Origin of the sequence: Kitasatospora sp. NPDC127116 (genome assembly GCF_042677365.1) — a bacterium.
Taxonomy (GTDB): Bacteria; Actinomycetota; Actinomycetes; order Streptomycetales; family Streptomycetaceae; genus Kitasatospora; species Kitasatospora lactacystinica.
Map to the genome: position 1 here is coordinate 592 of NZ_JBHXTL010000205.1, position 11,616 is coordinate 12,207.

The 11,616-nt window shown below is 72.1% G+C and carries 10 protein-coding genes; 1 reads left to right on the forward strand and 9 read right to left on the reverse strand.

The window, feature by feature from the left end; translation table 11 throughout:
- Positions 1 to 67: 67 nt before the first annotated feature.
- The 9 genes from ACFVHV_RS41385 to ACFVHV_RS41425 all read right to left on the reverse strand — a co-directional run bounded on the left by ACFVHV_RS41385 (position 68) and on the right by ACFVHV_RS41425 (position 10,050).
- Positions 68 to 784 (reverse strand): DUF2306 domain-containing protein, encoded by a 717-nt coding sequence (locus ACFVHV_RS41385; RefSeq protein ID WP_359915584.1) that lies wholly within the window; start codon positions 782 to 784, stop codon positions 68 to 70.
- A 34-nt stretch (positions 785 to 818) separates the two neighbouring features.
- The gene (locus ACFVHV_RS41390) at positions 819 to 1,592 is read right to left on the reverse strand and encodes an SDR family oxidoreductase (protein WP_359915586.1); all 774 of its coding nucleotides are present in this window, start codon (positions 1,590 to 1,592) and stop codon (positions 819 to 821) included.
- Positions 1,585 to 3,138 carry an FAD-binding oxidoreductase gene (locus ACFVHV_RS41395; protein ID WP_359915588.1) on the reverse strand — a complete coding sequence of 518 codons (1,554 nt, stop codon included), beginning with the start codon at positions 3,136 to 3,138 and terminating at the stop codon, positions 1,585 to 1,587. The genes ACFVHV_RS41390 and ACFVHV_RS41395 overlap by 8 nt, the downstream gene beginning before the upstream one ends.
- A 122-nt stretch (positions 3,139 to 3,260) precedes the next feature.
- Positions 3,261 to 4,427, reverse strand: coding sequence for an LLM class flavin-dependent oxidoreductase (locus ACFVHV_RS41400; protein WP_359915345.1), 1,167 nt, complete (start codon positions 4,425 to 4,427; stop codon positions 3,261 to 3,263).
- A gap of 107 nt (positions 4,428 to 4,534) precedes the next feature.
- Positions 4,535 to 5,377 (reverse strand): hypothetical protein, encoded by an 843-nt coding sequence (locus ACFVHV_RS41405; protein ID WP_359915346.1) that lies wholly within the window; start codon positions 5,375 to 5,377, stop codon positions 4,535 to 4,537.
- Positions 5,367 to 6,449, reverse strand: coding sequence for a 4-hydroxyphenylpyruvate dioxygenase (gene hppD / locus ACFVHV_RS41410; RefSeq protein ID WP_359915347.1), 1,083 nt, complete (start codon positions 6,447 to 6,449; stop codon positions 5,367 to 5,369). The genes ACFVHV_RS41405 and hppD overlap by 11 nt, the downstream gene beginning before the upstream one ends.
- A gap of 15 nt (positions 6,450 to 6,464) precedes the next feature.
- Complete coding sequence (locus tag ACFVHV_RS41415) at positions 6,465 to 6,686, reverse strand: MbtH family protein (RefSeq protein ID WP_359915349.1); 222 nt, start codon at positions 6,684 to 6,686, stop codon at positions 6,465 to 6,467.
- The gene (locus ACFVHV_RS41420) at positions 6,683 to 8,437 is read right to left on the reverse strand and encodes a non-ribosomal peptide synthetase (RefSeq protein WP_359915351.1); all 1,755 of its coding nucleotides are present in this window, start codon (positions 8,435 to 8,437) and stop codon (positions 6,683 to 6,685) included. Before ACFVHV_RS41420 ends, ACFVHV_RS41415 begins: the two co-directional genes overlap by 4 nt.
- 38 nt (positions 8,438 to 8,475) lie before the next feature.
- Complete coding sequence (locus ACFVHV_RS41425) at positions 8,476 to 10,050, reverse strand: 4-hydroxyphenylacetate 3-hydroxylase family protein (protein ID WP_380358724.1); 1,575 nt, start codon at positions 10,048 to 10,050, stop codon at positions 8,476 to 8,478.
- A gap of 213 nt (positions 10,051 to 10,263) precedes the next feature.
- Between ACFVHV_RS41425 and ACFVHV_RS41430 the strand changes: the two genes are divergently transcribed.
- Positions 10,264 to 11,601, forward strand: coding sequence for an extracellular solute-binding protein (locus ACFVHV_RS41430; RefSeq protein WP_359915354.1), 1,338 nt, complete (start codon positions 10,264 to 10,266; stop codon positions 11,599 to 11,601).
- Positions 11,602 to 11,616 lie beyond the last annotated feature (15 nt).

Below are 11,616 nucleotides of genomic sequence, written 5' to 3' on the forward strand. Positions count from 1 at the left end.
GTTTATCCACTCATACCCCGGGCGCGCGCCGGGTATACCCACGCCCCGCCCGCGCGGGGAGGAACCGTCAGCGCACCAGCTGGGCGGCCCGGGGTCCGGTCCGCTCCAGCCACCAGTGGGCGACCAGCAGATTGACCACCCAGCCGGCCCAGTTGGCCACCTCCAGGAGTACCGGGAGGTCGAGCTTGAAGCCGGGGATGTACCCCATCAGCTCCACCACGACCCGGCCCCAACTCGTGCCGAGGGCCATCGCGAAGCTGTAGACCATCCAGCGCCGGTGGTCGACGAACCGGCGCTGCAGGGCGGCCCGCAGCCCGAGCACGGTGGTGAGCAGCCAGAGCCCGCCCATCATGGCCAGGCCGATCTTTCCGCTCGGGGCGGTGGAGTAGGGCAGCAGCACCAGGGCCAGCAGGCCGCCGGGCAGGGCCCCGGCGAAGATGTACACCCGGCCGCTGATCCGGTGCACCGCCGGGTGGTTGCGGCGTATCCAGGGCAGGACCTGGAGGAAGACCGTCACCATCGAGATGTTGCCGAAGACGACGTGCCCCACCAGGACGGCGTAGTGCGCCGGGAAGGACGGGTCCAGGGGGATCCTGGCCTGGCCCGGGCCGCCGCTCAGGTACCGGGGGAAGGCGTACACCAGATTGAAGACCACGAGGACGGCCAGGGCCGTCACCCATGGGCTCTGCCACCAGCTCGGTGCGGTCGCGCCCGCTCCGGTGCCGGGTCTCGTGCGTTCCGGTCCGGCGGCCAGGGCCCCGGACGGCTTCGTGTTCCGTGTCACCGCTGATCCTCGACTTCCGTTGGGTCCGGGTGGTTCAGTGGTGGTACTCGCCGGCGTTGGCGTCCAGGCAGTGGCCGGTGACGGCGCGGGAGAGCGGGGACATCAGGAACAGCACGGCGTCGGCGATCTCGTCGGGCTCGGGGAGCCGGCCGAGGTCGAGGGTGGCCGCGATCTCGTCGTAGATGTCCTGCACGGTGACGCCGCGCTGCGCGGCCCAGTGGCCGAAGCCCTCGCGCAGGGCGTCCGCCCAGATGTAGCCGGGGGCGACGGTGTTCACCCGGATGCCCTGCGGGCCGAGCTCGGTGGCCAGGCTCTGGGCCAGCGACAGCAGGGCGGCCTTGCTCATCTTGTAGGCGCCGAACAGCCGCTTGGAGTGCCGGATCACCGCGGAGTTGATCATGACGACCGAGCCCCGGTTCTCGGCCAGGGCGGGGGCGAACAGCCGGGTGAGCCGCAGCGCGGCGTAGACGTTGGTCTCGAACCCGGCGCGCACGTCCGCGAATTCGACCTCGCCGAGGTCGACCAGCGGGGGCACCGCGAAGGCGTTGTTGACCAGGGCGTCGATCCGGCCGAAGGCCTCCGTCGCGGTCTTGACCAGGGCGGCGGCCGACTCGTCGTCGGTGATGTCGGTCGGTACGGCCAGTGCCCGGCGCCCGGTGCGCTCGACCTCCGCGGCGATCTCGGCGAGCCGGGAGGCGGTCCGGGCGGCGAGCACCACGTCCGCCCCCGACTGCGCGGCGCGCAGGGCGATGGCCCGGCCCAGGCCGGGGCCGACCCCCGAGACCACGACGACCTTGTTCTCAAGCATCCTGAACCTCCAGCAAGTCCGGCTGTGCGTCGGTTGGTTCGATCGAGAGTGCGTGGCGGAACACGTTCCGGGGGTCGTACGCCCGCTTGACCCGCTGCAGGCGCGGGTAGTTGCCGCCGTAGTAGAGCACCGACCAGGGCACCCCCGAGGTGTTGAGGGCGGGGTCGGCCAGGTCGCGGTCGGGGTAGCCGATGTAGGCGCCGTCGGTGAACCCGTCGGGGACGGGGACGCCGCCGGTCCCGGCGTGGACCTCGCGGTAGAACTCCCGGACCCAGGAGATGCAGGCCTCGTCCTGGTCCGCGGACAGCCAGAAGCCGCCGCTGTAGAGGACCTTGAGGATCGAGTCCCGCTGGGCCGTGGCGGTGGCGTCGGGGGCGACGGTGTTGACCCTGCCGCCGAAGCCGGCGACCACCAGGCACGACATCGGGTTGATGTGCTCCGGATCGCTCAGGTAGCGCCAGACCACCCCGAGCTGGTGGTCGGTGAAACCCTTGCGCAGGTAGGCGGCCTTGTCCTTGTAGCGCCCCTTGGGGTCGTTCGGGAAGCTGTACGAGGGCAGCCAGGAGCTCAGCCAGGGCACGACCTCGGTGACGTGCACCGACGGTTCCACCCCGACCCCGGCGCTGACCGCGTCGAAGTGCTCGGCCAGCACCTTCTCGGCGTCCGGCCCCTCGTGGTCGATCACCACGACCATCCCGAAGGCCCCGGAGTTCCGGTGGGTGACGATCAGGTTGCTCCACAGGCCGGCCGCCGGCGCGTCGGCGTCGTCGTGCTCCTCGTACCAGGTGCAGTAGTTGCGCAGCAGGGTGGCGAGGGCCTCCTCGGTCATGCCCTCCCAGGGCCACATGACCGTCCGCTTCCAGACCCGGGCCGGAGCCCGGGGGAGCAGCAGGGCCGGGTCGGCCGAGTCGGCCCCCGGGGTGCGCAGCCAGAACCTGGTCACCACGCCGAAGTTGCCGCCGCCACCGCCGGTGTGGGCCCACCAGAGGTCGTGGTGCGGGTCCTCGGGGTCGGCGCTCGCCACCACGGCGCGGGCCCGGCCGGACTCGTCGACGACCACCACCTCGACGGCGTGGAGGTGGTCGACGACCAGGCCGTCGCGGCGCGAGAGGTGGCCGTAGCCGCCGGCCGTGAAGTGGCCGCCGACGCCGACGTCCAGGCAGGTGCCGGCCGGGACCGTCACGCCCCAGCGCTTGAAGAGGGTCCGGTAGACGTCCCCGAGCAGGGCGCCGGAGCCGACCTCGATCGCGCGCCGGTCGGGGTCGTAGGAGATGCCGTTCAGCTGGGACACGTCCACCAGGACCCGGACGTCGGGGGAGGCGGTGAAGTCCTCGAAGCAGTGCCCGCCGCTGCGGACCGCGATCCGCCGGCCGGTCGCCACCGCCTCGTCGACGGCCGCCACCACCTCCTCGGTGCCGGTCACCACGTGCACCTGGTCGGGCTGTCCGACGAAGCGGTGGTTGTATCCCTGGACGAGGTTCTCGTACCGCGGGTCCCCGGGCCTGATCACCACCGGCCCGGTCGGATCAACGGTCCTGTCGGTCATACTCGTTCGTCCTTCCACGGGCCGGGCGCGCGCGGCGCCGGCGGTCGGGTCCCGGGGGGCCTGGGCGGGCCCGGGGGCCGCGCCCCGCCCCGGCGGCGCGGCCCCCGGGCGGGGAGGTCCGGCTAGCCGGCCACCGCGCCGGAGCCGGACGTGGCCGCGAACAGTTCGGGGGCGACGTCCTCGGCCATGGCCCTGGCCGACTGCCAGGCGACCTCGTGCGTGGTGCCGACACCGCCGCAGAGCAGCACGAAGCGACGGAAGCCGGCGGACGTCAGCGCCTCCAGCTTGGCCCGGACCGTCTCGACCGATCCGACCAGGGCGAAGGGGTTGCGGAGGTAGGACTCCGCGGGGGCCTCGAACACGCCCTGCACGCCGGTGTCGCCCTCCTTCGCCAGCGAGGACAGCGGGCTGTCGGCGGGGTCGGCACCGGCCATCCGCGCCAGCACCCCGCCGGCGGTCTCGATGTGCGAGACGAAGCCGTCGCGGACGAGCTCCGCGGCCTCGCGGTCGGTGTCGGCGACCACGGTGAAGCAGCTCGCCGCGACGTTCGCCATGGAGAGCTCGTGCCCGTGCTCCTTGCCGACCTCCAGGTAGCGGTGCAGGCGGGCGACCATCTCCTCCACGCTGATCTTCGACATGCCGCCGGCCGCCGGGTCGAGGTTCAGCCCGGTGAAGACGTTCCAGCCGCGGCGGGCCGCCATGGCGAGGGACTCGTCCGTCTCCGCCGCCACCCACAGCGGCACGCTCGGCTGGACCGGCCGCGGCCAGACGGTGACCTTCGCGACCTCGGCGTCCTGGAGGAAGGCGGTGTACGCGGGGGTCAGGTCGTCCTTCGCCACCGGGTGGTCGATCCGGTTGACGGCGCCGTCGATGAGGTCGGCGTTGTGCTCGAAGGCCGCCCGGTCGCCGCGCCGGCCGAGGCCGATCTCCAGCCGGCCGCCGGAGAGCACGTCGATCATGTTGAACTGCTCGGCGAGGTGCAGGGGGTGGTGCAGCAGGGCCAGGTTCACCCCGGAGACCAGCCGGGCCCGGGTCGTCCGCGCGGCGATCGCGGCCAGCATGACGTTCGGGTGCGGGGAGATCGACGACGGGCCGAAGTGCTCCGGCAGGCTGAGGCCGGCGTAGCCGAGGCGCTCGGCCTCGACGCAGTGGTCGAGGTAGGTCTCGTAGAGGCGGGCCCCGAGCACCGGGTCCCACTCCTCCGGCGAACGCGATCCCGACGGCGCGTAGGTGAGGTTGTCCCAGTAGACGAACTTGACGCTGTTCGGGTCCTCGGAGAGTGTGCTCATGCCGGTGGTTCCCCTCTGTTCGCAAGGCTCGCAGTGGATGTGAATCAATCTAGCCAGGCGGCCGGAGGCCGCCATCTTCCAGATTGCGCGCGCGGTCCGGGCCGGTTTCAGACCGTGCCCGGGGCCTCCAACGACCTGGCCAGCGCGGCGGCGTCGGAACGCACCCGGCCGCCGAGGCGGGGGCGCTGACCGGTGTCGGAGTACTGCCGGGGCCGGCTGCCGCCGGTGCGGCGCAGCACGGTCATGCTGTTCTGCCGCAGCTTGCGGCTCTCCAGCAGGTTGAGCATCTCGAACTCGCCGGGGGCCATCCGCTGGGTGTCGGCGATGTACTCCAGGATCGCCTCGCCCTCGGGGTAGGTCATCAGGTAGTGCATGACCACGATCCCGCCGTCCGGATCGATCAACTCCCAGAAGTTCTCGAAGAAGTAGAGGCAGTCCCAGGCGTCGACCCAGGCGAAGTCGATCGGCCGGAACTCCTCGGGGAGGCGTCCGACGGCGCCGCGCATGTCGGAGTTGACGACGGTGACGCGCTCGGCGAGGCCGAGCTCGCCCAGCACCTCCGTCACCAGCGGGGCCGAGGAGCCGGCGTCCGAGAGGTCGTCGACCGCCACGAACCGCGGCCGGTACGGCTCGCGGTAGCCGCCCGGCAGCAGCAGCGCCGGCTCGCTGTCGATCCACGCCTCGTCCAGCTCCCGGTCGTCCGCGAGGTACGGCAGGGTCTTGCGGACCAGTGCGGCGGCCTCGGCCCCGGCGAGTTCCTCGGCCTCGGCCAGGGCCTTCGCCAGGAACGGGGTGGTGTAGCCCATGCCGACCTCCAGCACCCGGTGGGGCCGGACCAGGTGGATCAGCTGGGAGAGCAGCGGCGCCACCACCTCCGTTCCCATGCCCGGCACCCGCAGCCGCTCGACCGCGGTCCGGAAGCGCTCGTCGGGGATCGTGTCACGCGTCATCGCCGGTACCCCTGCCCTGCTGGTGCTCGATGGCCTGGTAGAGCGCCTTGATGTTGCCGCTGCCGAAGGAGCGGGCGCCCATCCGCTCGATGACCTCCAGGAAGAGGGTGTTGCGGGGGTGCACGGACTTGGCGAAGATCTGGAACAGCTGCCCGTCGTGGTCCTGGTCGATCAGCAGGTTCAGCCGCTCCAGCTCCGCCACCGAGTGCCGCAGCGGGGTGAGCCGGTCCGGCAGCAGCCGGTAGTACGCCGGGGGGGTGCCCAGGAACTCCACGCCCCGGGCGGCGATCGCGTCGACCGAGCGCACGATGTCGTCCGTGGTGAAGGCGATGTGCTGCACGCCCGGACCGCCGTGGTCCTTCAGGAAGGAGTCCAGGTGGCCGGAGACCTCGGACGGGTCGGGGGTGATCAGGGTGAAGGTGACCGTGCCGCCCTGCACCACGTTGGTGATCATCACCTGGCCGTTGACCTCGATCCGCTCCGTGAAGATCGGTTCGAAGTCGAGGACCTCGCGGTAGAAGGCCACCGTCGTGTCCATCTGCCCCGGCTCGACGCAGATCGCGAAGTGGTCGACCTCCCGCAGGCCGCAGTCCGGCCCGGCCGGGCCGGCGTCGGCCGGCGTCAGCCCGGGCAGCAGCCGCTCGTCGCCGCCCGCCGGGCGCTCGACGAAGGTGTGGGCGATGTCGCCGACGCCCATGATCGTGGCGGTGACCACGTCGCCGTGCGCGACCGGCGCCGACACCGGCCGGGCGCCGCGGCGCACCGCCGTGGCGAAGGCCGCCCGGGCGTCCGGGACGCGCAGCGCGATGTCGGCCACCCCGTCGCCGTGCTTCTCGACGTAGGCCGCTCCCGGGTGGTCGCCCACCACCGGCCGGCTGAGCAGCAGCCGGATCCCGTTGGCGCCCAGCGCCACCGAGCTCAGCTCCCGCGCCTGCGGGGGCGAGCTCGCGTACACTTCCAGGCCGTACCCGCGGACCAGCCACTCGGTGGTGACCGCCAAGTCGGCGACGTAGCAGGTGATGTGGTCGACGAGCATGCCGCCGAAGGTCTCCTGACCCGCGTCGAGGCTCATGTTCCGGACTCCTCGTCAGTCGTCGGGCTGCCCAGGGGGGCGCCCGGTGAGGCCGTTCGGCCCCAGATCCGTCCAGTGCTCGTTCACGTAGGCGAGGGCGGCGGTCCGGTCGGACGGCCCGTGCTCGGGCGTCCAGCCCGCCGGTACCGAGGCGTCGGCCGGCCAGAGCGAGAACTGGCCGCGCGCGTTGACCAGGACCGTGAACTCGCCGTCGTCGGCGTCGAAGGGGCTGCTCATTCCCGCTCTCCTTCCGGCCGGTCCAGCAGGCCCTCCAGGGCCGCCACCGAGGGAACGTCGAAGAACTGGGTGACGGTGAGCGGGATCTTCAGCTCGGCCCGGATCCGGCTGACCAGCCGCATCGCGGCCAGGGACTGGCCGCCGAGCTCGAAGAAGCTGTCGTCGACCCCGATCTCCGGCACCTCCAGCACCTCGGCGAACAGGGCGCACAGCTGCCGCTGCCGCTCGGTCGCCGGCGCCCGGCGGGTCGAGCCGGTCACCGGCTCGGGCAGCGCCCGCCGGTCCAGCTTGCCGTTGGGGGTCAGCGGGAGGGCCGGCACGCTCACGAAGGCCGTCGGCACCATGTACGCCGGCAGCTGCTCCACCGCGTGCGCCCGCAGCGCACCCGCCTCGATCCCGTCGGACTCCGGGACGTAGTACGCCACCAGGCGCTTCTCCCCGGACTCCGACTCCCGTGCCACGACGGCGACATGGGCCAGGCCGGGATGGCGCGCCAGTGCCGCCTCCACCTCGGCGGGCTCCACCCGGAAGCCCATCACCTTGAGCTGGTCGTTGGCCCGGCCGAGGTACTCCAGCAGGCCGTCCCGGTCGACCCGGACCAGGTCCCCGGTGCGGTACATCCGTTCGCCCGGCGCGTCGAAGGGGTTGGCCACGAAGCGCTCGGCCGTCAGATCGGGCCGGTTGAAGTAGCCGCGGGCCAGGCCGCGTCCGGCGATGTGGAGCTCGCCCACCCCGCCGACCGGCACGGGCCGCAGCCCGGCGTCCAGGACGTGCAGCCGGACGCCGTCCATCGGCCGGCCGACGCCCACCGGGCCCGTGGCGAGGTAGGGGGCGGTCATCGGCGCGCTGGTGCTGAACAGCGTCGCCTCGGTGGCGCCGTACATCGCCCGCACCACCAGGGCGGGGTTGTGCTCCAGCACCCGCTGGACGGCCGAGGGGGCGATGACGTCGCCGCCGGTGAGCACCTCGCGCACACCGGCGAGGCAGCCCGGGTCCTCCTCGGCCAGCACCCGGAACAGTCCGGCGGTCAGATGGATGCCGGTGATCCGCTCCTCGGCGATCAGCCGGCGCAGGGCGTGCACGTCGAGGTCGCCCGGCGGGGCCACCACGATCCGCCCGCCGTGCAGCAGCGGCACCCAGAACTCGTACGTGGAGACGTTGAAGGCGTACGGCGCCACCATCAGCACCCGCTCGTGCCGGCCGTCCGCCCAGATCGAGTCCAGGGCCAGGCCGAGCGCGTCCCGGTGGGCGATCGCGACGCCCTTCGGCACCCCGGTGGAGCCCGAGGTGTGGATCACGTAGGCGAGGGCGTCCGGGCCGGTGGGGACGGCCGGGTCCGTCGCGGGGTAGCCCGCGAGGCCCTTCTCGCCCTCGACGACGACCACCTCGGCGCCTTCCGGCAGGCCCTGCCGGCTCATCGCCTCGTCGGTCAGCAGCACCGGCGCCGCGCAGTGGTCCACGATCCACTGCTTGCGCGGCAGCGGGTAGGAGCTGTGCAGCGGGAGGTAGCACCCGCCGGCCTTGAGCACGGCCAGGATCGCCACCACCAGGTCCGCCGACCGCTCCATCAGCACCGCGACCGGCGACTCGGCGCGCACGCCGAGTTCGCCCAGCCGGTGCGCCAGCCGGTTCGCCCGCTCGTCCAACTCGCGGTAGCTGAGCCGTACTTCGCCGGACGACACGGCGATCGCGTCCGGTGTCCTGAGCGCCTGTTGCGTGAAATGCCCCTGAAGGGAAGGGGAAGCCACCATGCCCTCCGATCATCGTCGATTGGTTGTCGGTGCCCGGATCAGCTGTCGAGCAGCCCGTGGACGGAGTCGCTCAGGTCGGCGAAGGAGGACAGATCGGGTACCGTCCATCCGTTCAGGTCGTACTCCGCCAGGCACTCGTCGACCAGGCCCTTGTAGGAGTCCAGCTGGCCGTTGGCGAGCTGGGCGAAGAGCAGTTCGATCCGGGTGTTCTCGTGACTGCCCGCGTAGTTGCGCTCGTAGAGCTCGTGGCGGCCGCCGAACTCGCTGCCGACGGCGTCCCAGAGCAGTTTCATCACCTTGACCCGCTCGACCGCGTCCACGCCGCCGGAGCCGCGCAGGAACCGGTCCAGGTAGGGCCGGATCTCCGGATTGTCGAAGTCCTTGGCACTGGAGTTGACGTAGATCAGCCCGCTGGCCACGTCCTGGAGGACGATCTCCCTGATCCGCGGATAGCCCGTCTGCATGAACCACCGGTAGGCCAGGCCGTACTGGGAGTTGGGCAGCACCGCGCCGTTGCGCCAGGCGACCGGGTTGCGGGCGGCCGCGTCGGACAGCCCCCAGAACAGGTTGCGCCAGGCCAGCACCTCGCCGAGCCGGCTCTGCACCCCGCGGAAGTCCCCGGTGCCGGTGATGTCCAGGGCCTTGGCCAGCAGGCCGGCGATGAACTCCAGCTTCACCGCGAGCCGGGTGCAGCCGTGGAAGGTGAACCGCTCGATGAAGCCGGACTGGCCGGTGAACATCCGGATCTTCTCCGGCTGCCCGTAGACGAAGACGTTCTCCCACGGGATGAGCACCTTGTCGAGCACCAGGATGGTGTCGTTCTCGTCCAGCCGGGAGGAGAGCGGGTGGTCGAACGGGCTGCCCATCGCCGCGGCCGTCGCGGTGTAGGACGGGCGGCAGATCAGCTTCATCCCCGGCGCGTTCATCGGCACGGTGGCCACCAGCGCGAAGGTGCGGTCCTTGATCGGCAGGCCGTAGTGCGCGATGAAGTTGTAGTGCGTCAGCGCGGAGCCGGTGGCGACCACCTTCGCGCCGGACACCACCAGGCCGGCGTCGGTCTCCCGCTCGGCGTGGATGAAGACGTCCTTCACCTGGTCCGGCGGCAGGGACCGGTCGACCGGCGGGTGCACGATCGCGTGGTTCCAGTACAGCACCTTCTCCTGCGACTCGGCGTACCAGCGCCGGGCGTTGTCCGCGAACGGCTCGTAGAAGTCCGCGTTGGCGCCCAGGGTGCCGAGGAAGGAGGCCTTGTAGTCGGGGCTGCGGCCCATCCAGCCGTAGCTCATCCGCGCCCAGGCGGCGATCGCCTGCTGGTCGCCGACCAGGTCCTCCGCGCTGCGCGGGGTGGTGAAGAAGCGGTGGGTGTAGCCCTCACCGCCGCTGTCGACCGGCGCGGTCAGCACGGGCCGGTGCCGGGGGTCGTGCAGGGCGTCGTAGAGCCGTGCGGTCATCCGGACCGGATTGTGGAACGCCGGGTGGGCGGTGACGTCCTTGACCCGATCGCCGTAGAGGTAGATCTCCCGGTCGTCGCGCAGGCTCTCGATGTACTCCGCCCCGGTCAGCGGGCGAGTTCCGCGCGCACTTCCGGCGGTGGTTTCCCGGGCTTCGGCCATCAGACGCCTCTCCTTGCTGCCAGTTCACCGGACGGATCGAGACTGACAGCCCGGGAGCGGCGGTGGCTTCTCCCGACGTGCGCCGCTTGCGGACCCGGGCGGCCCGCGCCGCCCGCACGGCCCGGACTCAGCACGAGCGGAGATGCCCGCGGTCCGCCGCCCCCGGAGCATGAGCATCTGGATTTGCCAGGCCTGCGCAGGAGGGACTCCGGAATGAGCAAGCGAATCGACATCGACATCGTGGTGCCGCTCTACCCGTTCATGCCGTACTTTCTCGACCGGACCAGGGAGTTGGCGGAGAAGTTCACGGCCAACCACCCCGAGTACCGGATCAGGGTCAGCGGCGCCGACTGGCTGTCGGTGCCGCAGACGGTCCACGACGCCGTCCAGCAGGGCGGCGCGCCGACCATCGCGCAGTACTTCTACACGTCGACCCGGGACGCCCTCGACGCCCGACGGCCCGACGGGTCGCCGCTGTTCACCTCGGTCGAGCGGGCGATCGCGGGCCGCACCGAGATCCTCGGCGAGCCGGTCGTGCTCGGCGACGTGGCGCCCGCCGCGCGGCACTACTACACCCACGACGGCGCCGTGGCGGCCATGCCGCCGCTCACCTCGACCACGCTGCTCTACGCCAACACCACCCTGCTGGAGCGGGCCGGGATCACCGAGGTCCCGCAGACCTGGGCCGGGATCGAGGCCGCCTGCCGGGCCGTCGCCGCGCTCCCCGACGGGCCGGCCCACGCGATCACCTGGCCCAACCACGGCTGGTGGTTCCAGCAGTCGGTGGCCCAGCAGGGGGCGCTGCTGGCCGACCACGACAACGGCCGCTCCGGTCGCGCGGAGACGCTGTACCTCGACTCGGACGCGATGCTCGCCTACGTCGAGTGGTGGCGGGGGCTGCACCGGGCGGGCCTGTACCGCTACCACCCGAGCCGGGTGAACACCGAGGTCGACTGGGACGGCAACTTCCGCGCCTTCGCCGGACAGGAGGTCGCCTTCGTGCTCACCACCTCGGTCGAGGCGGCCCGGATGGCCCAGGCCGGCCTGGACGGCGGCTTCGTCGTCCGGGCCTGCCGGATGCCGTACAACGACCGGGTGCCCTACGCGGGCAACGTGATCGGCGGCGACGCGCTCTGGCTGGCCGCCGGCCTGGACCGGGAGACCGAGGACGGCGCCCTGGCCTTCATGCAGTACCTGAACACTCCGCGCACCGCCGCCGAGCGGCACCGGGAGACCGGCTTCATCCCGGTCACCGGCGGTGCGATCGACCTGCTGGAGCAGGAGGGCTGGTTCGAGCGCAACCCGCACTTCCGCACGGCGCTGGACCAGCTCGCCGCCAACTCCGGTTCGCCGGCCGCCCGGGGCGCGCTGCTCGGGGAGTTCGCCGGGATCCAGGACATCCTGACCACCGCCATGCACGACGTGCTGGTCACCGACGTGGAACCGCGGGTCCGCTTCGCACAGGCGAACGCCGAGGCCCAGCTGCTGCTGGACCACTACAACGACGCCTGCCGGGGCCTGCGCCCCCGCGGCCCGATCAGGGTCGGCTGACGACGGGGCCGACGG